At 74.0% G+C, this 21,575-nt stretch carries 25 protein-coding genes; 19 read left to right on the plus strand and 6 right to left on the minus strand.

The features are described 5' to 3' along the window. Both GA0070622_RS00005 and GA0070622_RS00010 read right to left on the minus strand, forming a co-directional pair. On the minus strand, positions 1-210 hold a 210-nt coding region (locus GA0070622_RS00005; RefSeq protein WP_141684499.1), incomplete at its 3' end, for a hypothetical protein. 11 nt (positions 211-221) lie between these two features. Continuing rightward, positions 222-896, minus strand: coding sequence for an Abi family protein (locus GA0070622_RS00010; RefSeq protein ID WP_141684500.1), 675 nt, complete (start codon positions 894-896; stop codon positions 222-224). Positions 897-1,212: 316 nt separating this feature from the next. On the opposite strand from GA0070622_RS00010, the gene GA0070622_RS00015 reads away from it, so the two are divergent. Together GA0070622_RS00015 and GA0070622_RS00020 are read left to right on the plus strand one after the other, a co-directional pair. Continuing rightward, complete coding sequence (locus GA0070622_RS00015; RefSeq protein ID WP_176710393.1) at positions 1,213-2,052, plus strand: ParA family protein; 840 nt, start codon at positions 1,213-1,215, stop codon at positions 2,050-2,052. Positions 2,053-2,282: 230 nt separating this feature from the next. Continuing rightward, entirely contained in the window at positions 2,283-2,489 is a 207-nt protein-coding gene (locus GA0070622_RS00020; RefSeq protein WP_091565098.1) for a hypothetical protein, read from the plus strand. A gap of 62 nt (positions 2,490-2,551) precedes the next feature. Here GA0070622_RS00020 and GA0070622_RS00025 read toward each other — a convergent pair whose 3' ends face one another. From GA0070622_RS00025 to GA0070622_RS00035, 3 genes are read right to left on the minus strand one after another with little or no spacing between them, the layout of a single operon-like run. Further along, positions 2,552-3,775, minus strand: a complete 1,224-nt coding sequence (locus GA0070622_RS00025; protein WP_091565099.1) for a dihydrofolate reductase family protein — start codon at positions 3,773-3,775, stop codon at positions 2,552-2,554. After that, on the minus strand, positions 3,772-4,041 hold the full coding sequence (locus GA0070622_RS00030; RefSeq protein WP_091565100.1) for a hypothetical protein: 270 nt from the start codon (positions 4,039-4,041) through the stop codon (positions 3,772-3,774). The genes GA0070622_RS00025 and GA0070622_RS00030 overlap by 4 nt, the downstream gene beginning before the upstream one ends. Further along, positions 4,038-4,805 (minus strand): GntR family transcriptional regulator, encoded by a 768-nt coding sequence (locus GA0070622_RS00035; RefSeq protein WP_141684501.1) that lies wholly within the window; start codon positions 4,803-4,805, stop codon positions 4,038-4,040. The genes GA0070622_RS00030 and GA0070622_RS00035 overlap by 4 nt, the downstream gene beginning before the upstream one ends. A 190-nt stretch (positions 4,806-4,995) precedes the next feature. Here GA0070622_RS00035 and GA0070622_RS00040 point away from each other — a divergent pair, with 190 nt between their 5' ends. The 15 genes from GA0070622_RS00040 to GA0070622_RS32285 all read left to right on the plus strand — a co-directional run bounded on the left by GA0070622_RS00040 (position 4,996) and on the right by GA0070622_RS32285 (position 19,295). Then, positions 4,996-5,310, plus strand: coding sequence for a hypothetical protein (locus GA0070622_RS00040; RefSeq protein ID WP_141684502.1), 315 nt, complete (start codon positions 4,996-4,998; stop codon positions 5,308-5,310). Beyond that, the gene (locus GA0070622_RS00045; RefSeq protein WP_091565103.1) at positions 5,307-5,813 is read left to right on the plus strand and encodes a hypothetical protein; all 507 of its coding nucleotides are present in this window, start codon (positions 5,307-5,309) and stop codon (positions 5,811-5,813) included. Before GA0070622_RS00040 ends, GA0070622_RS00045 begins: the two co-directional genes overlap by 4 nt. After that, entirely contained in the window at positions 5,813-6,058 is a 246-nt protein-coding gene (locus tag GA0070622_RS00050; protein ID WP_091565115.1) for a hypothetical protein, read from the plus strand. The genes GA0070622_RS00045 and GA0070622_RS00050 overlap by 1 nt, the downstream gene beginning before the upstream one ends. Further along, complete coding sequence (locus GA0070622_RS00055; RefSeq protein WP_091565104.1) at positions 6,055-7,881, plus strand: DUF2637 domain-containing protein; 1,827 nt, start codon at positions 6,055-6,057, stop codon at positions 7,879-7,881. The genes GA0070622_RS00050 and GA0070622_RS00055 overlap by 4 nt, the downstream gene beginning before the upstream one ends. A gap of 51 nt (positions 7,882-7,932) precedes the next feature. Next, on the plus strand, positions 7,933-9,534 hold the full coding sequence (locus tag GA0070622_RS00060; protein ID WP_091565105.1) for a hypothetical protein: 1,602 nt from the start codon (positions 7,933-7,935) through the stop codon (positions 9,532-9,534). Positions 9,535-9,626: 92 nt separating this feature from the next. After that, complete coding sequence (locus GA0070622_RS00065; protein WP_141684503.1) at positions 9,627-11,864, plus strand: hypothetical protein; 2,238 nt, start codon at positions 9,627-9,629, stop codon at positions 11,862-11,864. Between the two features lie 122 nt (positions 11,865-11,986). Then, the gene (locus GA0070622_RS00070; RefSeq protein ID WP_245666082.1) at positions 11,987-12,598 is read left to right on the plus strand and encodes a hypothetical protein; all 612 of its coding nucleotides are present in this window, start codon (positions 11,987-11,989) and stop codon (positions 12,596-12,598) included. After that, the gene (locus GA0070622_RS00075; protein ID WP_245666083.1) at positions 12,595-12,975 is read left to right on the plus strand and encodes a hypothetical protein; all 381 of its coding nucleotides are present in this window, start codon (positions 12,595-12,597) and stop codon (positions 12,973-12,975) included. The genes GA0070622_RS00070 and GA0070622_RS00075 overlap by 4 nt, the downstream gene beginning before the upstream one ends. 31 nt (positions 12,976-13,006) lie before the next feature. Then, entirely contained in the window at positions 13,007-13,669 is a 663-nt protein-coding gene (locus GA0070622_RS33390; RefSeq protein WP_281186791.1) for a hypothetical protein, read from the plus strand. Between the two features lie 64 nt (positions 13,670-13,733). Next, the gene (locus GA0070622_RS00085; RefSeq protein ID WP_091565111.1) at positions 13,734-14,174 is read left to right on the plus strand and encodes a hypothetical protein; all 441 of its coding nucleotides are present in this window, start codon (positions 13,734-13,736) and stop codon (positions 14,172-14,174) included. A 62-nt stretch (positions 14,175-14,236) separates the two neighbouring features. Beyond that, positions 14,237-14,782, plus strand: a complete 546-nt coding sequence (locus tag GA0070622_RS00090) for a Pycsar system effector family protein (protein WP_425412749.1) — start codon at positions 14,237-14,239, stop codon at positions 14,780-14,782. 2 nt (positions 14,783-14,784) lie between these two features. Then, the gene (locus GA0070622_RS00095; protein WP_245666084.1) at positions 14,785-15,003 is read left to right on the plus strand and encodes a hypothetical protein; all 219 of its coding nucleotides are present in this window, start codon (positions 14,785-14,787) and stop codon (positions 15,001-15,003) included. A gap of 538 nt (positions 15,004-15,541) precedes the next feature. Beyond that, entirely contained in the window at positions 15,542-17,419 is a 1,878-nt protein-coding gene (locus GA0070622_RS00100) for a hypothetical protein (protein WP_245666086.1), read from the plus strand. Between the two features lie 173 nt (positions 17,420-17,592). Continuing rightward, positions 17,593-18,894: a coiled-coil domain-containing protein gene (locus GA0070622_RS00105; RefSeq protein WP_176710394.1), complete on the plus strand. Its 1,302-nt coding sequence runs from the start codon at positions 17,593-17,595 to the stop codon at positions 18,892-18,894. Beyond that, positions 18,891-19,295, plus strand: a complete 405-nt coding sequence (locus GA0070622_RS32285; RefSeq protein WP_176710395.1) for a hypothetical protein — start codon at positions 18,891-18,893, stop codon at positions 19,293-19,295. The genes GA0070622_RS00105 and GA0070622_RS32285 overlap by 4 nt, the downstream gene beginning before the upstream one ends. On the opposite strand, the gene GA0070622_RS00115 is transcribed toward GA0070622_RS32285, so the two are convergent. Next, complete coding sequence (locus tag GA0070622_RS00115) at positions 19,280-19,954, minus strand: Abi family protein (protein WP_141684500.1); 675 nt, start codon at positions 19,952-19,954, stop codon at positions 19,280-19,282. The two genes, GA0070622_RS32285 and GA0070622_RS00115, sit on opposite strands and share 16 nt — an antisense overlap. A 316-nt stretch (positions 19,955-20,270) precedes the next feature. On the opposite strand from GA0070622_RS00115, the gene GA0070622_RS00120 reads away from it, so the two are divergent. Further along, positions 20,271-21,110: a ParA family protein gene (locus GA0070622_RS00120; RefSeq protein ID WP_176710393.1), complete on the plus strand. Its 840-nt coding sequence runs from the start codon at positions 20,271-20,273 to the stop codon at positions 21,108-21,110. Positions 21,111-21,340: 230 nt separating this feature from the next. Next, positions 21,341-21,547 (plus strand): hypothetical protein, encoded by a 207-nt coding sequence (locus GA0070622_RS00125; protein WP_091565098.1) that lies wholly within the window; start codon positions 21,341-21,343, stop codon positions 21,545-21,547. Positions 21,548-21,575 lie beyond the last annotated feature (28 nt).

Below are 21,575 nucleotides of genomic sequence, written 5' to 3' on the forward strand. Positions count from 1 at the left end.
CAGGTACACGCCCTGCTCCGCCATCGGCTGCGCCGGCCCGGACGGTGTCGACACCTGACCCGCCTGCAAGCGCTCACCGGGCGCACTGAGGCCCTGCTTCGCGCCGCCCTGCGCGACCTGACCGCCGCGCGCCTGGTCGTACTGCGCCGCCACGGCGAGCCCGTCGACGACATCGACACGCTCAGCGAACACGCCCGCTTCCAGCTTCACCTCGGCGACGGTCAGCGGCGCGGCTGAGGCAGCACCACGAGAGGCCGGCCGGCCAGCAGCGGCAGCACCCGACAGCCGGCGTCGATCCAGTCCCGCGTGACCGGGCACACCCAGCCGGCGACCTCCACCGCCGTCGCGCGCAGGTCGGCGACCGGCCGGTTGAACATCGGCTCGTGGTGCGCCATTCGGTTACGGGCCTCGTGCAGCCGGCTGACCGCCGCGTGCACTTCACGACGGCGCCGCCCCGGCACCGCGCGATGCAGGCAGCTCCGCCACAGCGTCCCGTCGTAGCGGGTCGCGAGCAGGAACCGCCAGAACCCCAGGTTCAGCTCCGCCACCACCCGCCCGGGCGTCTCCAGACGCCCGTCCCGGGTCGCCCGGGCACGGGCCTTGGCGACATCGCGGCGGCCCTCATCGGTCAGCACGCCGCCCGGATCCAGATACCAGCGCGGTTCCCCGTAGCGGCGCAGCGACCAGGCGGCCAGTTCCTCGTGCAGCGCGTTGCGCAGCAGCACCTCCACGTGCCCGAGCGTGGTGCCCAGCGCGGCGGAGATCTCCGCGTTCCACCGGTAGAGCGCGACGGCGGCCGCCAGGTCCCCGCCGCACGCCGCCCGGTACGGCGCCAGCCGCTCCGGCGACCACCGCCGCTCCAACGTCAGCAACTCTGTCGCGCCCGGTGTCGGCATCAGCCCACCACGCTGCCGAAACGCGCTATGCTCAGGCACGAAGACCCCGGCCAGCCTCTGCCCCGCAAGGGCACGCAGCCGGGGTTTTGACATTCCCGGGGCCGCCAGCGAGCGCGAAGTGACATGCCCTGTTCAACGAACAGCACCCACCGTTCGCCCCTACTTCGCGCAGCCCTGTGCGCATCAGGTGCAACAGCAGTAGGTCACCTGACGGACGTGTGTCCAACACGCGGCAGAGAGGACGCGGATGGTGAGCCAACGGGATGCGGATGGCAGGCTGACAGCGTTCGTAACGGCTGCGGAAAGAGGCCCCCCGATGACCTACACGCTGACCCCGGCTCGGTGGCGCGAGCTACGCGTCTACCGGACTGCCGAGACACCTCGGCGGCTGGCGCTGATCAACCGCAAGGGCGGCAGCGGGAAGACCACCACGGCGATCCAAGTCGCCGCCGCACTGGCGGCGTGGGGAGTGCGAGTGCGCCTGACCGATGGCGACCCGCAGTTCGCCAGCTCGACGTACTGGTTGCCCCCGCAGCGCCCGGCTGGCTACCCGACGCTGCTGGACGTGATGCTCGGCGACAGCTCAATCCGAGAGGCGACCGCTTCGACTACCGTGCCCGGCCTGCGGATCGTGCCGAGCCTGGACACCCTCGGCCGCGTCGACGCGGAGCGCCCGCCCGGCTCTGACACCTTGCTGCGCGACGAGTACGACGACGACCAGGACGACGTCGACGTCGAGATTCTGGACGCGGCCCCGAGCATGGGCCTGGTCACCGTCTCCATGCTCACCGCCGCCACGCACGTGGCGGTGTGCATGAAGACCTCAACCCTGGACTACGTCGGCGCAGCCGAGCTGGCCAAGCCCCTGGGGCTGATCCGCAAGCGGCTCAACCCCACGCTGGAAACGGCCGCCGTGGTGATGGCCGACACCGACGGCGGCACCGTGCTGTCCCGGTCGCTCGACGAGCGCCTGGTCCAGGAGTACCCCGGAGCGCTCGTGCACCAGATCCCGCACAGCGTTCGCGCTCAGGAGGCCCCCGGGGTGCATCAACCGCTTATCGACTACGCCCCAGACAACCCGGTCACGGCGGCGTACTGGAACCTGGCGGCCGCGGTCGTGCCGCGCCTCGGGCTTGCCTGGAAGGTCGGCCCGTGACCGGCGCTCGACGCGGCGGCCGCCGGATCGAGATTCCGCCGGCGGAGTCGGTGCTCACCGAGCTGTACGCCGACCCGGTCCCGATCGCCGACCCGGATCCGTCACCTGGCGTACCTGATGCACACACTCGTTCGAGTGAAGAAGGATCCCCATCATCAACACCTCCGCACCGTGTCCAACACGGTGCGGACACGGCACGGACAGTGGGCAACCGGCGGACCCCGGAGGGCATGACGAGGCATACCATCTATGTCTCTCTGGCTGCCGCCGGCGCCCTGGACGACGCCGTCGACCGGCTGCACGGCGACTTCAGCGGAATGCTGCCTCGTCATCGCATCTTGGCCGAACTGATCGCGGCCGCCGTGGCCGCGACTCCCGCCGTGCGCCAGCAGCTCCGCGCCGAGCTGCTCGCCGCGCTCAGCGACGGGTCCGCCTGACCAGACACCAGCGGCCCCCGGCGGATGCCGGGGGCCGCTGCGCGTGTCGCTACACAGAAGGGCTATCTGGGCAGGCGGTCGTACCGCAGGAACAGGTTGCCCTGCTCGTCGATCAGGGATCGGCGGAGCTGCCAGTCGTCGGCGCCTTGCCCAGCGCCTGACGAGTCAGTGATCCGTGGCCCGGGCACGGCTAGGAGCTGCGGCGTGATCGTCATGCAGATCTCGTCGAGCAGTCCGGCTCGTGTCATCGCGCCGGCGAGCGAAGGGCCGCCCTCGCAGACGAGCCGTTGGTGGCCCTGGCTGCGGAGCTGCTGCACGGCCACCGCCAGGTCGACGTCGGTTTCGCCGGCGACCACCAGGTCGACGTGCTCGGCGAGGGCGGGATCGATGCTGGCCGCCGATGCCGCGGGTGCGATGAGGATCGGGCGGGGTGGGACGTGGCGGCCGGTGTGCTGCTGGAACAGCGGTCCGGTGAGGTCGAGGTCGAGAGATCGGCTGACCACAGCAACGGTCGGGTGCGGCGCCAGGCCCATCGAGCGGCGGCGGGCGATCTGGAGGGCGGAGAGCGGCGTGGGTCCGTACCGCTCCGCGCGGACGGTGCCCGCCCCGATGAGCAGCACGTCGGCGTCTCGCTTGACCGCCTGGTAGACGCGCTGGTCGCCCGGGCTGGACAGCGCGGCGCTGGTTCCGTTCACCGCCGCCAGTCCGTCGATGCTGGTCACGGCCAGCAGCCGCACGTGCCCGGCGTCGGTGGCGAGGCGGTCGTGCAGCTCGTCGTCATCGAGGTCGACCAGCCCAGGCTTGGGCCACATGTCGCGGATGCGGGCGCCGGCGGCCGGAGCGGGCCACCCGGCAAGGCGCCAGGTCAGCTCAGCGACCTTCTCGGCGAGGGAGTCGAGAGCCTGACCGCCGAGGTTCGCGCCGGCGGCGGATCGTGTGGTGGAGTACCGCTGGCCCTCCACCAGGTACTCGACACCCGAGCGATCCATCGAGTAGAGGATGTGCTGGTCGCCGGTCTCGAAGGCCACACCAACAGCGTCGACCCCCAGGTCCCGCTGCACGTCGACGAGCCCGCGGTGGCGGCGGCACTGATCGATCCACTGGTCGAGCAGGTCGGAAGCTGTCTGGGTGCCGACGCCACCGGACAGCGTGGTGGGGACGGCGGGCTGCGGCGGTCGATGAGTGAGCGTCAGGAGGCGCGGCGGCCGGCCCCAGCTCCACGTGTAGCTGAGGTGCTCAAGGGCCGACAGGATCGCCGGGTCTCCCTGGGTGCTGTCGAGCGTCATGGCTGACCGTCCGTGGTGGGAAGCGGCTGCGCTGCGGCGGGCTGGAAGCGGGTGCCGCGCCAGCGGTAGATGTTGCGGGAGTAGATGACGACGAAGGCGATCGACAGGGCGATCATCCCGGGCTGTGTGGTGGCCAGGCCGTAGGTGATCCACACGGCCTGACTGGCGATGCCGTAGATCCACCCGAACCGGGGGTTGTGGCCGCTGATCCACAGCCCGACGATCGACGCCGCGGCGGCGATCCACGACCAGGTCGCCGGGCTCACCGATCGCCCTCGGTGAGGCTGACGTCGATCTCGTACGCGACGCGGTCTCCCGGCACGATCGCCGTGGACACCTCGACCGGCTCGCACCCCCGGTACAGCGTCCGCCAGTGCTCGAACACCGACGTCCCGCCGGGGATGGCCAGCTCGGCCACCTCGGCGGCGGACGGCACGCGGGACTCGAACGCGAGCTTCGCGCGGTCGACAGCGATCCCGCCCGCCATCAGGTGAGCAATCGTGCCCACGCCGGGACGTTCGTCGTCGGGGTTGTTGAGGCCGATGCGCTGCGCGGTCTCCGCCGGCAGGTAGGACCGCGCCACCTGGTGCGGGGCTCCCTCGACGACGTACCGGAACGTCCGCACCAGGAGCCTGTGCTCCGCGTCGACGTCCAGCAGCCGGGCGATCTGCTCTGAGGCCATCACGTAGTCGTAGGTGATGTCGACCTTGGCGTCCGCCCCGGTCATCGCCTCGAACAGGCCCGCCTGAACGTCGGCCCCCCGGCGCGCGGCCGCGTACTCCATGCGCAGGCCCGCGAGCAGGTCGCGTCGCACCACCTGGCGGCGGCGGACGTAGATGCCCGACCCGTGCACCACGGTCAGCAGTCCCTCGGCGACCAGCTCTTTCAGGGCTCGGTCGAGCGCGGAGCGCGATCGCGTCTCGTAGATGGCCATGAGGTCGGCCAGCCGCGGCAGGCGATCGCCGGGCAGGTACTTGCCGGACTGAATCTGTCGGCGCAGATCAACGGCGATCTCGGCGCCTCTGCTCACAGCTCTCAACGCCAGCCTCCCAAAGAGCCCCCGGGAGAGTTGTTGACTCCCCTGGCCTACAGGGTGACACTAGCAGTGTCCCCGAGACAATCCCCTACCAGGGTTCGTTCGGAAACGGGACAAAGCCCGGCGCTACGAACACCGGGCTTCGCCACAGGCGGGTCGCTGACCTTGGGAAGGAGCACGACCCATGAGCATTGTCCACGACCACCCCGGCGCTGGAAGCGCACCACCGACCGTGACGCCCCCCACCGATCTCCTGAACATCGGCGACCCGTGGGAGCGGGCGCGCGCCGCCTCGCGCATGGCCGACCAACTGCACGAGGCTCGCCGCGCCGCCCTCACCATCCGGCTCGCCGCGGTCCGCGAGCTGGTCGAGGGCCGCCGCATCCCCGCCACCGTCGTCGGCCGATTCATCGGCATCACCGGCGGCCGCATCTCCCAGATGCTCGCCGGCAACCGCACGAAGACCGAGCCGGCCCGCACGATGGGGGACGCGGCATGACCGCCCCGACGAAGAAGCACCTGGACCTGGCCATCGCGCTGGCGCAGTTCCGCCAGGGTCTGCCGAAGTTGACGGACGCCGGGCTGGAGCGCCGGGCCGCCGAGGTGGCGGCGCTGCCGGGCTGGTACGCCGGCGAGCTGCGCCGCCTGGTCGACGCCGAGCGCGAGTCCCGCCGTACGACGACCCCGCCGACGGCGCCGACCCGGTCGCGGGCGCTGCGGATCGCCGCCGGCGCGGCGATCGCCGGAGCTCCGGCGGCGGCGCTGACCGGGCAGGCCCTCGCGCAGTACGCCGACCAGGTGCCGCAGGTGCTGCTCTACTCCCCGGCCGTCGCGGTCGGCCTGGTGGCCGCCGCCGTCGGCGCGAGCCGGACGGCCCGGTGGGTCGACGACCGCCGGCACCCCCTCGCGGTCGACGTCGACGAGGCCGACCTGAACCCGCTCGGCAAGGAGCTGCTCGCGAAGGTACGCGCGGCTCGCCTGGCGCGCGGGGAGGTGTGCTGATGGCCGCCTTGCTGGTGGTGAAGGTGCACCTGGACTGGACCGGCCCGGGCCACTACGACCGCGACCGGTCGTTGCCCTGCCGGGTCTGTGCCACCGCCACGAAGATGCGCGACGGCCGCGGCGACGCGTGCCACCAGTCGTGCGCGGAGGACGAGATCGCCCGGGAGCTGCTCGGCACCGGCCGGACCCTGATCGACGACGAGCGGATCCCGACGCCGGCGCGAACCCTGGAGGTGTCGTCGTGACGACGTTGCAGCACGGAACGGACCTGACCCAGCTCGCCGCGACCGACGCCAAGGTGGCCCGCAACCTGGCCGCGGCCGAGCGGGAGCGCCTGGCTGTGCAGACGCGAATCGCATCGGAGGACGCCGCTAGCGAGCGGCAACTGCGGGCGAAGGCGGAGCAGCTTCGACTGGCGGCGCAGAAGGACGCCAACCGCGACGCACGGGCCGAGCGGCGCCGCAAGCAGCAGGAGAACGAGCGGGCCGACCGCAAGGCCCGCCGGCAGGCCCGCCGGGCAGAGCTGGCCGGCTGGTACGCCGGCCGGGTCGCCTACGTGCGCGACAACGCCGCGGCGGTCTACTCCGGGCTGATCTACGGCCTGGCCGTGTCCGGGGCGGTGTACGGGCAGGTCGACGCGGCCCGGGCCAACAACCTGCCCACCCCGATCGGGGTGATCGCCGCGGTGGCCATCGAGGGCACCGGGCTGGCGATGGCGCTGACCGCGCAGCACCAGCGACTCAACGGCGAGCGGGCGATGGTGGCCCGGGCGCTGATCTGGATCTGCACGGCGGCCGCGGTGTCCATCAACGCGATCGGGCACCACGCCGACCCGGTCAAGGCGATCGGCCTGTCCGCGCTGTCCGCGCTGGGGATCATCGTCTACGAGGTCCGCTCCGGAGCGAAGCACCGCCCCGCGCTGCGCGCCAAGGGCATGATCCCGGAGCCGCCGGAGCGGTTCGGGTGGCGGCGCTGGCTGACCTACCCGCGGCAGACCCGCGAGGCGTGGAAGACCGACGTGCGCGACCGGCTCTCCCCCGGCGCGGCCGCGCTGATCGCCCGGGCCGAGGCCCGGCGGGCCGAGCAGCACCGCCAGGCCGCGATCGAGGCGGAGCGTGAGCGGCAGCAGAAGGTGGTGGCCGAGGTCGCCGCCGGTGCCCGGAAGGCGCTGCGCAAGGCCACCGGCAAGGACTCCGGCGCCGCCCTGGCGGCCCTGGCCCGGCTCGCGGCCACGGGCACCCCGGCGCCGCTGCTGGCGCTGCCCTCGCCCGGACGGGCGGAAGCCGAGGCGGCCCGCGCCGACGCCGCCGAGGCCCGACGGGCACTGGCGGAAGCGGAAGCACGCGCCGACGCCGCCGACGCGCGGGCGGAAGCGGCAACGGTGCGTCGGGCGGAAGCGGAAGCGGAAGCACGCGCGGCGATCGAGCGGGCGGAAGCGGAAGCAACTCACCGGGCGCGAGCGGAAGCGGAAGCAGCGACCGCCACGCGCCGGGCGGAAGCGGAAGCACACGCCGCCGCGCTCGCCCGTCGGGCGGAAGCGGAAGCACGCACCGCGCTGGAGCGTGCGCTGGCGGAAGCGGAAGCAGCGCGCGCCGAGGCCCGCGCCGAGACCGGACGCGCCTCGCGCACGCAGGGGCAGCTCGACGCCGCCGGCGCCGAGTGGCAGCGCCGGCTCCAGACCGCTGAGACGGCGCTGGGACAGGCCCGCCGCGAGCTGAGCGAGCAGCAGCACGCCCGCCACCGCGCGGAGGCCCTGGCCGAGGCCGCCAAGCAGGACGCCGCCGACCTGCGCGCCGCGCTGGCCCAGGCCGCCGCCGACGCCGGCCGCCGGCCCCGCCGCACCCCGGCCGGATCGAGCAAGCCGGCCGAGCCGGTGCTGTTCGAGGGCAAGCCGGTCCCGCACGTCGACCGGGTCAGCCCCGAGACCGTCCGCGCGGTGCTGCAGGCCCGCAAGGACCACCCCGACGCCACCCAGAAGGACCTCGCCCCGAAGGTCGGCACCTCCGAGCGGACCGTCCGCACGGTGCTGACCGCCGTCGCCGCCGCCAAGGGCAGCCCCGCCTCATAACAGCTCATAACTGTGGGGCGTGAGCAGCCAAAACGAAGGGAGGAACGCACGATGCAGACGGAGACGACGGCCCCGACGCCCGAGGCCGAGACGGTCGAGATGCCGGCGCCGGACCTGTCGGTGCTGGCGGCCGAGCAGCCGCCGGCGGAGCAGGGCAAGGACGACAAGGCCACGCCGCAGGAGCTGGCGGAGACGACGCCGGCGTCGGTGGGCCTGGTGGTGGCGTTGGTGGTTATCTCGGTCGTCGCCGCCGTGGTGGTGGCGATGTGGATGGTGTCGCCGCTGATGGCGCTGCTGCTGGGTGCCGGGCTGATCGTGGTCGCGGTGCTGGCCGGCGCCGGGTGGCTGGCCTGGCGCAAGTTCACCCGCCGGGACAAGACCGGCCGGGACCGCTTCGGCCGCGACCGCGTCGGCCGCACCGACCGGACCGGCGGGAGGTCCACCAACGGCGGCAGCAAGTCCCCCGCCGGGCGTGGCAAGAACGGCGACAAGTCCGGCAGTTGGTGGCCGTTCGGCCGCAGCAAGACCACCGGCGGCGGGGGGAAAACCCCTGGTGGCGGCGGCAAGACCCCCGGCGGCGGTGGGAGGCCGACCGGCGACGGTGCCGGGCGGAAGAAGGCCGGGGGCGGGTGGTGGCCGTTCGGCCGCAACAAGACCCCCGGCGGCGGCGGGAAGACCCCGGCCGGCGGCAAGGCTCCCGCCGGTGGGAAGCCGACCGGCGACGGCGCGAAGAAGACCCGCGACAGGTCCGGGGGCGGGCGGTGGCCGTTCGGCCGCAACAAGACCCCCGGCGGCGGGAAGACCCCGGGCGGGGGCGGCAAGGCCCCGACCAGCGGCAAGACCCCCGGCGGCGGCGGAAAGCCGGCCGGCAACGGCGGCGCGAAGCCGACCAACAACACCGCGGGCCGTAAGGCCAAGACGGTGGGCGGGGCAGCGCTGCTGGGGCTGCTCGGGCTGGCCCGGGCGGCGAAGAAGACCAAGGCCACGGACGCCAAAACGACCGACGGCAAGGCGGCCGGCGCGGATGGGCCCGCGAAGACGAAGACCGGTCACACGCGGCCGACGCCGGGAGGCCACCGCGCGGAGACGGTCATCGACGTCGACCTGGACGACATCACCAGCCCGACGCCCGGCCGGCCGGGCAGCTCGTCGACCGGCTCGGCCGGGCCGACGACGGGCTCGGCCCGGCGTGCCGGGCCGTTCTTTGACCCCGGCTCCACCGCTGGCAGCGAGCGGTGGGACCGGACGGCACCGACCCCGCTGCGCACCACCCCGCACCACCAGCACCAGGCCCCTGTTTCCAACCACCTTGGAGGACCGGAAATGAGCACCACGACGAGCGACATCGACCAGGACGCGATGCGCGTGGCGAACCGCTACGCCGAGCAGGTCGAGAAGGCGCAGACCCTGGCGGCCCGGGCGCGGGCGTGCCGGGACGCGGCGGACCAGTACCGCCGTGACGCCCGCAACAACCAGGAGAGCGCGGAGAACCACAAGCAGGCCGCCCGCACGATCCGCGACGCCAACGTGGCCCACGAGCACGCGGTGTCGGCGCGGGACGCCGAGGCGGAGGCGGCGCGGGAGATCCTCGCGGCCCGCTACTACGAGGCGCAGGCCGAGGAGTACGAGGCCCAGGCCCGCGCCATCGGCTGACCTGTTCAACCCGCGCGGGGGCCGCGCCGCACCTGGTGCGGCCCCCGCACCCACACCCCGCACGACCAGGCACAAGAACGAGGGAGGACGTCGTGACGAAGCGGCGAGCAGCGGTGGGCATTCAGTGGAAGACGTTCTGGGCCGTGGTCGCGCCGTTCATCAGCGCGGTGTGGGTGGCGGTGTGGCTGGTCACCGGCTCGCCGGTGTGGATCGCAGGGCTGGCCACGGCGCTGCTGGCGGCCGCGGCCGCGTTCGGTGCCCGGCTGCTGGTGCGCATCTCGCCGATGTTCGCCCGCCTCAGCTCGGCGTCGAAGGCGAGGGTGGTGGGCTGGCTGGTGGCGGCGGTGACCGTCTACGCCGGCTGGTCGACCCTCGCGGTGACGGTGCCGGACCTGTGGCCTGTGTGGGCGCTGATCCTGCCCGCGTTGGGCGGCAGCACCTGGGTGCTGGCCCGCACCCACGAGTACCTCCTGCGGTACGCGCCGCCGGCGGCGCCGTCGCCGGCCGCGGCCGCGCTGACCGCCGGCGCGCACGCGCCGCTCGCGCTGACCGCCGGCGACCTGAGCGGCCCCCGTGACGGGGAACCGCACCTGGCGTGGCTGCTGCGCCTGGCCGTGCACAAGGCCGGGCTGGAATGGCTGCGCATCTCCAACCCGCAGATGGTCGGCCCGGCCGACCGGCCGTTCGGCGCGCGGGTCGAGGCGTGGGCGCCGATCGAGCTGCGCCGCATCGTCAACGGCAAGGTCAAGACGGAGACCGCCCCGCAGCTCGACGACCACCACGCCCGGCGCATCGCCCTGGCCCTGCGCGACATCACCCGCCGCGACATCGCCCCCGACTGGGTGAGCATCAGCGAAGACCCCGGCCGGGTCGGCGTCTACACGATCCAGGCCAACACCGAAGACGTCATGAAGCGGATCCGCCCCTACCGCGAGCGCGTCGACGAGCTGGTCGACCCTACCGGCCGGCCGATCTGGCGGCGCCTCGCCGAGCCTTCCTACGCGCTGTGGGGCATGGACGGGATGCCGATCGGCGTCGACGTCGCCCGGCACGCCTGGATCCTCGGCGCGTCGACCGGCGGCAAGTCCGCCTACATCCACCGCGAGTGGGCTGACGTGACCCGCTGCGAAGACGCGCTGATCTGGGTCGCCGGCACCCGCAAGTTGTACGACCTGGTCGGGCAGTGGCTGGAGCCCTACCTCGGCACCGACGTGCGGCCGCCGCTGGACTGGGTCCGCGCCGACGCCGAGGGCGTGCTGCAGATGCTCATCGCCGTGATGGAGGTCGCCCGCTGGCGCCAGGACCAGCCGTTCTCCGCCCGCCACAACTTCAAGAAGATCATGGTCTACATCGACGAAGGCAGCTTCGCGCTGAACACCAAGAACAAGGTCAAGTACGACGGGGCGGAGGTCACCGCCGGCGACATGTACGCCGCGTGCACCCAGGCGGTCGCCTCCGCCGGGATCTACCTGGTCGTGGCCACGCAGCGCGGTGTGCACCACGCGTTCGGCGACAACGGCGGCGACGCCAGCGCGAACATCGCCCGGGAGATCATGCTCATGTCCGGTGACGAGCAGGAGGCCGGCCGAGTCACCGGCAACTACAAGCTGCCCCCGCTGCGCCACCGCGGCGAGTGCTACGCCCGCCTCGGCGACGGCGAGCCGGTCCGCGCGAAGATCGAGTACGTCCAGACCTGCGACCCGTCCAAGCCGGTGCTGCACGACGGCCCGCGCGTCGACGAGATCTCCTGGAACCGCAGGCACCACCAGCGCGACCTTGACCCCGGATCGGCGCAGGCCGCCGGCCCCGTCTACGCCGCCCGGCACCAGCTCGTCACCGACGACTACCTGGCCGACCTTCGCAATGCCCGCGCCCGCGGCAAGAAGACGCAGACCGCCGCGCCCGAGCGCGACGGCGAGCAGGCGATGGCCTCCGCCGTCGCCAGCATCTTCCGCAAGCTCGGCGGCAAGCCCGCCGTCATTCCCGCCGCCCCGGCGCCGGCCGCAGGCGAGATGCCGGCCGCCGAGCCGGTGGAGCCGACGCCGCTGGCCGGTTATCGCACCCGCGCCGACCGGGTCGAGGCCGCGGTGCGCCACATCTGGCGCACCACCACCGCCCCGGCCGGACCGCGCGACATCCTCGCAGCGCTCCAGGACGCCGGCGACACCACCGTCACCCCGCAGTTGGTCGCCAACGCGCTGACCCAGCTCGGCCAGCAGGGCCGGGTGGTGCGGCCGCAGACCGCCGACAAGCGGGAGGCGACCGGGCAGTACCTGCCGCCCGAGGCCGCCACCACCACGACCACGACGGTCACGGCCAGTAACTCATAACCCTTCATAACCCGGGCGCCCTCCCCCCGGGTGAGGGGGCCCTATGCAGGATCCGACCCCCTCCCCCACCGCTGTTATGAACCCGACTGTTAGGTCACCGTCCGTAAAGGAGAACGCCCGCCATGTCTGCCCGCCCCGCCGAACTCGAGTCCGAGATCCGCCGCCTCACCCGCCAGCGCGACGCGCAGCCGGCGGACACCCTCTACGCCCTGACCCACCAGCAGCGCATCGACGAACTGTCGGTGGAGCTGATCGCCTGGCAGCTCGACGGGGCACGGATGCGCGCCGCCGAGCACGCCATCCGCGCCGCCGCCCGCCGCCGCCACCGCGCCCACACCGGCCGGCGCCGGTGGCCGGCCGTGGCCGGCGGCAGCGGTCTGCTCGGCACCGTGGCCACCGCCGGGCACCTCGCCGCCAACGCCGGCGGCCCGCCGCTGATCGGCGGAACGCTGCTCGGCGTGGCCGCCGTCGCGCTGGCGCTGACCGCACTCGACCGCGCCCGCGACGCCCGCGAGCTGGCCGCCGCCGCCACCGACATGGACGCCGCTCAGGACCAGTACGCCGCGGTCGTGGCCAGCCACGCCGACGCGATCGCCCCCGCCCGCCCGCTGCCCATCCACAACCAGGAGACGTCATGCGCCAGCCCGCAGCCCCCGGCAACCAGCCCGTCCAACGCCATCAGCACGACCCCGGCGTCCGTTGCTGCGATCGCTGGCCCCCGGCCGAGCGCGTGACCACGGTCGGCACGATCCTGGCCGACCGCCGCCGCCTGGTCTTCGCCGCCGGCTACACCGGCTGGCTGCTGGCAGCCCTGGCCGCCGTCGTCGCTGTGCACGCCCTGCTGCTGCCGGCCACCACCGACTGGGCCGGCGCCCACGGCCTGTGGGGCTGGGCCGTGTGGGCGGGCTGGGCCGCGACCAGCCTTGCCGCCCTGCACCAGGGCGTGCTGGCCCGCCGCCGCTCCCGCACCGCCGTGTACGTGCTGCACGGCTGCGCCGCGGCCGCCGCCCTCATCGGCATCGCCGCCCCCGGCGGCTGGGGCCAGGCCCTGACCGCGATCGCCGGCGCCGCCGGCGCGTGGCTGGTCGCCTTTCTCGCCGCCCGCCGCTGACCCACCCGACCGAACCGATCGAAGGAGAACCGTGCACACCACCCCCGACCCCGACCGGCCGCGGCTGGCCCTGCTCGACACCGACACCACCATCACCGGCCGGCGAGGGCTGGCCGCGTGGTGGCGCACCTCCCGCGCCGCGCGGGCCGTGCGTGAGGGCTGGCCGATTGTGGTGGCCGCGCTGATCGCCCTGACCGTGGCCGGCGGACTGCTGTGGCTGCTCTGGGTCGTCATCGCCGGGCTGCTGTCCGGGCTCGGCGCGGCCGCCACGGCGGTCGGCGACGCCGCGCCCGCCCTCGGTTCCTGGATCACCGACGGGCCGATCACCCGCTCGATCTCCGACCCGGTGCGCGCCTATCTCGACGCGCACACCACCGGCCTGCCGGCCAGCGGCCGCGACGCCTGGATCGCCTGGCTGGTCGCCGTCTGCGCGCTCTACGCCGCTGCGGTGTCCGGATCCACCTACGGGCGCATCGGGTGGGCCGCGATCGGCGTCCTGACCGGCGCGGCCGTCTACGCCGGCGCCCCGGCCGGCACCGGCCCGGCCGCCGCCGGGCTGACCGCCGTGGTGTGGCTGACCCTGTCCCTGCTCGCCTACGCCGGCCCCCTCGCCGGCAGCGCGGTCGCCGCGATGGTCGCCGACCTCACCGAGTCCCGCCAGCGCGCCACCGTCCGCACCAGCGACGCGTCCTGACCGGACCCGGCCGCCGCGCTCCCTTTTCCGCCGACCCGTCGATAGCACCCACTGAGGAGGAGCCATGACCACCACGACCACCCCGACGACCAAGGCCACCGTCCCGACGATCCCGGTGCGGCTGTACCTGAGCGACAACGACCCCGAGTACCCCCGCACCGAGCAGCGGGTCGTCACCGGCTGGCCCGTCGCGCCCGGCCTGGCTGTCAACGTCACTCTCGACGACGACGGGCAGCGCCTGGACGGCCACTACAGCCTGACCCACCTGCCCAGCGGCCAGGCCATCGCCCGCCGGCTGTGCGCCCGCCACGTCGACCAGGCAGCCGTCGCCGCGATCGCCACCGGCGTCGACTGGACCGAGCCCGCCGAGCAGATCGTCGTGGACGAGCGCACCGTCCCGCTGCGCCCCGGCATGGCGGTCTGGGACTGGTGCGGCTACGACCACTTCTGCCAGGCCGAGGCGTACCCGCGCCCGGACTCCCCCACCTACTCGACCAGCCAGTAACGCCGCGCGGGCGGCCCCTCCGCCTTCCCAAGCTCCGGGGCCGCCCGCCACTCCCTGATCCCATGCGAGACGTACAGGAGCTGCCCATCATGGTGCCCCATCCCACGCCGCCCGTCCGGCTCGACCGCGCGGTCGGCGAGCTGGACGCCGCTATCACCGGCGTACGCGCCGAGCTGGCCCGCGTCGACCCGAAGGCCAACGGCTACCTCCAGGTCGCCGGCGTGCTGCTCGGCGCCGGCCTGGCCGTGCTCGCCGGCGCCGGCGACCAGCTCGGCCCCCTCGCCCTGGCCGCCGCGGCGGCGACCGCCGTAGTGGTCGGCGCCGCCCTGGTGCTGCTGGTGCTGGCCTGCCGCCCCCGCCTGGACGGCGACCACGGCCCCCTCGCGTACGCCGACGCCGACCCGTACGACGTCCTCAACCGCCACGCCGGCGGCGACGTCGACCAGGACGTCGACGAGCTGCTCGCCCTCGCCCGCGCTCGCGAGCTGTGCTGGCTGTCCCGGACCACCCGCGCCAAGTACGTCGCGATCCGCCGCGCGGTGCCGCTGCTGCTCGCCGGCTACGCCGGCGCGGCCCTGACCGCCGCCGCGGCGATCGGCCAGTGGTGACCGTGGCCAGCGATTACCGCCTGGACGTCGTCACCGACCCGGATCCGGACGTGCCGCAGGCCGTTCTCTACTTCACCGCCGCCGGCGTCGACCCCGCCTGCCGGCAAGCCCAGCGTCTCCTGGCCGCCGTCGGCGGGCCCGCCGACCGCTACGGCGAGCTGTACGCCGGCGACGAGGTGGACCGCGCCGTGCACGTCGACACCATCCACCTGCCCGCATGACCGTTCACCGCGTCACGTCCGGGCGGCCCGCCAACGCGGGTCGCCCGGCTTATCCCGGTATGTGCGTAATCCTGGTGGAGATCCACACAGGACGACCGGCCACGGCGCGTGTTGGGGCACCTGCTCGTGCGGAAGTCACCGTAAGATCCACGGGTCACGCACCAGAAATGATCTTGAGGGAGCGCCTCGGCTCAACCCCTAACTGCAGACAGCAAGAGAGCCCCACACCCCCCATTTGCTTGGCGGCTGAGAAGGGGTCTGAGGCTCCAACAAGCTCGGAGGACACCATAGCACCCACCTTCGGGCTGGGTGCACTCTTGTCTCTACACGCGATCACCGCGTGTCGTCGACCTGCCGGTCAGCGCTCGGCCCTCACCCTGGTTCATCGACCACCGGCGGTGGTCCGATGACGCTGAGCGCACCCGCCCCTCACGCCGCGTCGATGTCGGCGGATCGTGTCGTCGCGTCTGGGCACTGCCCGGTTTGCGCAGCGTTCGGCCGCACGGTCCTGGCGGCTGAGGGCCGCACGCGGTGCGCGGTGCACACCGGACGGCCGGCGCTGCTGGTCGAGACGACGCGTACCGGGCAGGCCCGCCTGGTGGCCCCGGCCGGTGCCCGCCGCCGGATTGCCCACCCGACCGGCGTTCAGGTGTCGTGCGTGTCTTGCGCGAGCGCTGGTCGGGACACTCAGGGCCTGCCGCGCGACGGCGACGGCTCGGATCCGCTGTGCATCCCGTGCTGGCGCACCCGCACCGACGCCGCGCGCCGGCGGCACGCCGCCGAGCTGCGCGCCGCCGCCCTCGATGACGTCGCGCCGGCGTGCGCGGCGTGCGGCGAGCCGGACCCGTCGCCGGCGTGCTGGCTGTGCGGCTACTCGTGGCTGGCCGAGCAGCGCGCGAGGTTCGCCGCCGACCAGGCCGCCGCGGCCGCCGCCGTCGAGCACCGGTTCGCGGTCCTGGCCGAGCGCACCCGGGCCGAGCAGACGGTGGCGGAGCTGACCGGGTGGGTGGATCGGCTGCGCACCACGATCGAGCAGTGCGCCACCGGCGGCCGCCACGAGCGCGCGGTGCACCTCCTGGCCGACGTCCTGGCGCGGGAGGCCGCAGCGCGGTCCTCCAGTCGTGGGCGCCGCTCGAAGCTGGCCCTGGTGTGCGGGGTCCTGGCCGTCGACCAGGCCGCCCGGATCACCCGGCCCGGCCGGGCACGCACCGCCGAGCTGGCCGGGGTCACCGAGCGCACCGTCACCGACTGCTGGGCCCGCGCCGAGGCTCTGGAGTGGATGCGGCGCACCGTGCAGGGCCGCCGGCTGTCCTTCGAGCAGCGCTGCGCCACCGGCCGCACCTACGACCGGGCCGAGTTCGACCTGGCCCACCTCGCTCCGGAGCGGGCCGCGGCCCGGGCGGCGTACCTGCCGGTGGCGCTGCTGGTCCTCGACGAGCTGCTCGCCCACGCCCTGGTGCTGCTGGAGGCCGCCCACGACGACGTCGACGCCCACGCCGCCCGCGCCGGCGAGCTGACCGACCACGCCGCCCTCGCCCGCCGGGCACAGCTCCGCGCCGCCGTCGCCCAAGCTCGGGACACCGCGCTGACCGGCGCCGAGCTGATCGCCACCGCCCACCTCGGGAATTTCTTCCCCCCCCGCGTAGCGCCTCAAGGTGAGTACTTCAGTTCCTGTTTGTTCCGGGGTTTGGTCCAGCCTCCGAAAATCGCTTACCCCGCGTCGGGCGGGCCGAGTCGGGGGGAGGACGGCGCTTCGCGCTCACCAACTGAGGGGGGTCGAGGCGCACATCGCGTAGCGCGTCCTAGGACGCGCCAGGGCCAGTGCCCGAACCCACGGCGGCCGCAGGCCCGTCCAGAGTGGCACGGGTGGGCGTATCCCCTGGCCCAGGGCATCCAGCGGGCACTGGAGTGGCTGGAGGGTGTGCCGCTGCCTCGGGTGGCGGCCGCGATCGGGGCGCGGCTCGGTCCGGACTGGACCGCCGAGGCGATCGTGGAGGCGATCGGCCGGTCCCGGGGCGGCCGAGAGCTGCTGGACGCGCCGCAGCGGCCGCTGGGCTACCTGGTGGCGCTGCTGGAGGCGGCGCTGACCGGCGAGCACGAGCCGCCGCACCTGGCCCGCCGCCGCGAGCAGCACGTCCAGGAGGTGGCGGCCGCGCGCCGGCGCGACGTCGTCGACCAGGCCGCCGTGGCGGCCGCCGGGCTGGCCACCGCCCGGGCCGGCTGGAGCGCGCGCGACGACGCCGCGGCCGCCGAGCGCGCCGGCGCCGGCGCGGCCCGCCGCGCCGCCCTCGCCGCCGCGCGGGCGGCCCGCCGCGGCGACCACGCCGCCGCCCGCGCGATCGCCGCCGCCGACGTCGACGAGTGGCCGCCGGTTGCCCAGCCGGGCGCTGGCGGCGCATCGGACTCGGACCGCTAGCCGTACTCCCCCCAGGTACCTCAGTAAGGCCCGGCCTCTGAAATCGTCTCTACGGCGATATCAGAGGCCCATTTTTGGGATCATGGCGAACCATGATCGATAAGTTATTAGTTTCTAAAACTGAGTAAGTGTTTCTACTTCCTAGAAATTGAAACTTGGGTAGGATGGGGGTCATGACTGAACCGACGACGGTGAGCCCGCCCCGGGGCGTGCAGCCGACCTGCAAGTACGACCAGCGGCCCCTGGCCTACGCGGGCAAGGGCCGCCCGCCGGAGTTCTGCCCGGACGACGAGCGCCGCCACGACGGCAAGACCTGCCGGCAGGCGTACGCCGAGCAGCGCCAGGCGGAGCTGGCCGCCGGCCTGGACAAGCCCCTCGCCGCGTACCGGGAGGCCACCGGCCGGGTGCTGCCGGCCGTGCAGGCCCTCTCGGGCACCCTCACCGACGTCCTGGCCGCGATGGGCGACCTGGACACCTCGGCCGTGGCCCGGGTGGAGCAGGCCGAGACCGCCGCCGTGAGCGCCGTGCAGCGGGCCCAGGGCGCCGAGGACGCGCGGGACGCCGCCCAGCGCGAGGCCCGGACCGCCACCGCGGCGGCCGCCGCCGCGAAGGAAGCCCAGCGCGCTGCCGAGCGGCGGGCCCGCGACGCCGAAACCGAGACCGAACGCGTGCAGCGCGACGCATGGCGGCAGGTCGCCGACGCCCGCGAGGCCCAGGGCCGCGCCGAGGCCGCCGCCGGCGAACGCGCCCAGGCCGTCATCACCGAGACCGGCCGGCGGGAGGCCGCCGAGGCCCGCGCCGGCGACCTGGCCGACCAGCTCAAGACGGTGCGCCGCGACCTGACCGCAGCCCAGGCCGAGACCCGCAAGACCGACGCCGCCCGCGCCAAGGCCGAGACGGCGCTCACCACGACCCGCGTCGAGCTGACCGCCGTCACCGCCCGCGCCGAACAGGCCGAAGCCAGCGCCGCGGCCGTTACCGCAGAGCGCGACACCGCCCGCGCCGAGCTGGCCGAGTCCGAGGCGGGCCGTCGCGACCTGGACGCCGAGCTGCGCGCCGCCCGCGCCGAACTGGCGGCCGTCCGCGAGGCGGCCGAGGCCCGCGCCGCCGACCTGACCGACCAGCTCGCGGCGGTCCGTGCCGAGCTGGCGGCCGCCACCGCGGACCGCGACGCCACCCGCGCCGAGCTGGCCGAGTCCGAGGCGGCCCGCCGCGACCTGGACGCCGAGCTGCGCGCCGCCCGCGGCGAGCTGGCCGCCGTACGGGGCCAGGCCGACGAGTACCGCGAGCAGTGGCGCACCGCCGACCGCGAAACCCAGGCCGCCCGCGTCGACCTGGCCCGAGTGGAGGCCACCGCCCAAGCCGCGACCGAGCGCGCCGAGCGCGCCGAGGCCCGCGTCGAGCAGCTGCACGCCCAGCTCGCCCAGGCCCGCGCCGAGGCGACCCGTACCGACCGCCCGGGCGGGAAGCGATGACCGGCGACCTGGCCGACCTGCTCATCGACGGCGAGGTCACCGGCTGGTGGCTCTACCAGATGCCCGACGGCCGCAAGATCGGCGTGGACGTCGACACCCGCCGGCCGCTGCACTGGACGGTGGATATCCCCGGCGGCGACCTGGTCGACGGACTCACCACCGAGCAGGTACACGCCCTGCTCCGCCATCGGCTGCGCCGGCCCGGACGGTGTCGACACCTGACCCGCCTGCAAGCGCTCACCGGGCGCACTGAGGCCCTGCTTCGCGCCGCCCTGCGCGACCTGACCGCCGCGCGCCTGGTCGTACTGCGCCGCCACGGCGAGCCCGTCGACGACATCGACACGCTCAGCGAACACGCCCGCTTCCAGCTTCACCTCGGCGACGGTCAGCGGCGCGGCTGAGGCAGCACCACGAGAGGCCGGCCGGCCAGCAGCGGCAGCACCCGACAGCCGGCGTCGATCCAGTCCCGCGTGACCGGGCACACCCAGCCGGCGACCTCCACCGCCGTCGCGCGCAGGTCGGCGACCGGCCGGTTGAACATCGGCTCGTGGTGCGCCATTCGGTTACGGGCCTCGTGCAGCCGGCTGACCGCCGCGTGCACTTCACGACGGCGCCGCCCCGGCACCGCGCGATGCAGGCAGCTCCGCCACAGCGTCCCGTCGTAGCGGGTCGCGAGCAGGAACCGCCAGAACCCCAGGTTCAGCTCCGCCACCACCCGCCCGGGCGTCTCCAGACGCCCGTCCCGGGTCGCCCGGGCACGGGCCTTGGCGACATCGCGGCGGCCCTCATCGGTCAGCACGCCGCCCGGATCCAGATACCAGCGCGGTTCCCCGTAGCGGCGCAGCGACCAGGCGGCCAGTTCCTCGTGCAGCGCGTTGCGCAGCAGCACCTCCACGTGCCCGAGCGTGGTGCCCAGCGCGGCGGAGATCTCCGCGTTCCACCGGTAGAGCGCGACGGCGGCCGCCAGGTCCCCGCCGCACGCCGCCCGGTACGGCGCCAGCCGCTCCGGCGACCACCGCCGCTCCAACGTCAGCAACTCTGTCGCGCCCGGTGTCGGCATCAGCCCACCACGCTGCCGAAACGCGCTATGCTCAGGCACGAAGACCCCGGCCAGCCTCTGCCCCGCAAGGGCACGCAGCCGGGGTTTTGACATTCCCGGGGCCGCCAGCGAGCGCGAAGTGACATGCCCTGTTCAACGAACAGCACCCACCGTTCGCCCCTACTTCGCGCAGCCCTGTGCGCATCAGGTGCAACAGCAGTAGGTCACCTGACGGACGTGTGTCCAACACGCGGCAGAGAGGACGCGGATGGTGAGCCAACGGGATGCGGATGGCAGGCTGACAGCGTTCGTAACGGCTGCGGAAAGAGGCCCCCCGATGACCTACACGCTGACCCCGGCTCGGTGGCGCGAGCTACGCGTCTACCGGACTGCCGAGACACCTCGGCGGCTGGCGCTGATCAACCGCAAGGGCGGCAGCGGGAAGACCACCACGGCGATCCAAGTCGCCGCCGCACTGGCGGCGTGGGGAGTGCGAGTGCGCCTGACCGATGGCGACCCGCAGTTCGCCAGCTCGACGTACTGGTTGCCCCCGCAGCGCCCGGCTGGCTACCCGACGCTGCTGGACGTGATGCTCGGCGACAGCTCAATCCGAGAGGCGACCGCTTCGACTACCGTGCCCGGCCTGCGGATCGTGCCGAGCCTGGACACCCTCGGCCGCGTCGACGCGGAGCGCCCGCCCGGCTCTGACACCTTGCTGCGCGACGAGTACGACGACGACCAGGACGACGTCGACGTCGAGATTCTGGACGCGGCCCCGAGCATGGGCCTGGTCACCGTCTCCATGCTCACCGCCGCCACGCACGTGGCGGTGTGCATGAAGACCTCAACCCTGGACTACGTCGGCGCAGCCGAGCTGGCCAAGCCCCTGGGGCTGATCCGCAAGCGGCTCAACCCCACGCTGGAAACGGCCGCCGTGGTGATGGCCGACACCGACGGCGGCACCGTGCTGTCCCGGTCGCTCGACGAGCGCCTGGTCCAGGAGTACCCCGGAGCGCTCGTGCACCAGATCCCGCACAGCGTTCGCGCTCAGGAGGCCCCCGGGGTGCATCAACCGCTTATCGACTACGCCCCAGACAACCCGGTCACGGCGGCGTACTGGAACCTGGCGGCCGCGGTCGTGCCGCGCCTCGGGCTTGCCTGGAAGGTCGGCCCGTGACCGGCGCTCGACGCGGCGGCCGCCGGATCGAGATTCCGCCGGCGGAGTCGGTGCTCACCGAGCTGTACGCCGACCCGGTCCCGATCGCCGACCCGGATCCGTCACCTGGCGTACCTGATGCACACACTCGTTCGAGTGAAGAAGGATCCCCATCATCAACACCTCCGCACCGTGTCCAACACGGTGCGGACACGGCACGGACAGTGGGCAACCGGCGGACCCCGGAGGGCATGACGAGGCATACCATCTATGTCTCTCTGGCTGCCGCCGGCGCCCTGGACGACGCCGTCGACCGGCTGCACGGCGACTTCAGCGGAATGCTGCCTCGTCATCGCATCTTGGCCGAACTGATCGCGGCCGCCGTGGCCGCGACTCCCGCCGTGCGCCAGCAGCTCCGCGCCGAGCTGCTCGCCGCGCTCAGCGACGGGTCCGCCTGACCAGACACCAGCGGCCCCCGGCGGATGC

It is taken from the genome of Micromonospora sediminicola (assembly GCF_900089585.1).
Lineage (GTDB): Bacteria > Actinomycetota > Actinomycetes > Mycobacteriales > Micromonosporaceae > Micromonospora > Micromonospora sediminicola.

Coding starts and splice junctions, on each gene's coding strand:
- GA0070622_RS00125 (WP_091565098.1), top strand. CDS start 21,341: ATGACGAGGCATACCATCTATGTCTCTCTGGCTGCCGCCGGCGCCCTG.
- GA0070622_RS00045 (WP_091565103.1), top strand. CDS start 5,307: ATGACCGCCCCGACGAAGAAGCACCTGGACCTGGCCATCGCGCTGGCG.
- GA0070622_RS00025 (WP_091565099.1), bottom strand. CDS start 3,775: ATGACGCTCGACAGCACCCAGGGAGACCCGGCGATCCTGTCGGCCCTT.
- GA0070622_RS00105 (WP_176710394.1), top strand. CDS start 17,593: ATGACTGAACCGACGACGGTGAGCCCGCCCCGGGGCGTGCAGCCGACC.
- GA0070622_RS00120 (WP_176710393.1), top strand. CDS start 20,271: ATGACCTACACGCTGACCCCGGCTCGGTGGCGCGAGCTACGCGTCTAC.
- GA0070622_RS32285 (WP_176710395.1), top strand. CDS start 18,891: ATGACCGGCGACCTGGCCGACCTGCTCATCGACGGCGAGGTCACCGGC.
- GA0070622_RS00070 (WP_245666082.1), top strand. CDS start 11,987: ATGTCTGCCCGCCCCGCCGAACTCGAGTCCGAGATCCGCCGCCTCACC.
- GA0070622_RS00020 (WP_091565098.1), top strand. CDS start 2,283: ATGACGAGGCATACCATCTATGTCTCTCTGGCTGCCGCCGGCGCCCTG.
- GA0070622_RS00050 (WP_091565115.1), top strand. CDS start 5,813: ATGGCCGCCTTGCTGGTGGTGAAGGTGCACCTGGACTGGACCGGCCCG.
- GA0070622_RS00060 (WP_091565105.1), top strand. CDS start 7,933: ATGCAGACGGAGACGACGGCCCCGACGCCCGAGGCCGAGACGGTCGAG.
- GA0070622_RS00040 (WP_141684502.1), top strand. CDS start 4,996: ATGAGCATTGTCCACGACCACCCCGGCGCTGGAAGCGCACCACCGACC.
- GA0070622_RS00115 (WP_141684500.1), bottom strand. CDS start 19,954: ATGCCGACACCGGGCGCGACAGAGTTGCTGACGTTGGAGCGGCGGTGG.
- GA0070622_RS00015 (WP_176710393.1), top strand. CDS start 1,213: ATGACCTACACGCTGACCCCGGCTCGGTGGCGCGAGCTACGCGTCTAC.
- GA0070622_RS00085 (WP_091565111.1), top strand. CDS start 13,734: ATGACCACCACGACCACCCCGACGACCAAGGCCACCGTCCCGACGATC.
- GA0070622_RS00090 (WP_425412749.1), top strand. CDS start 14,237: ATGCGAGACGTACAGGAGCTGCCCATCATGGTGCCCCATCCCACGCCG.
- GA0070622_RS00010 (WP_141684500.1), bottom strand. CDS start 896: ATGCCGACACCGGGCGCGACAGAGTTGCTGACGTTGGAGCGGCGGTGG.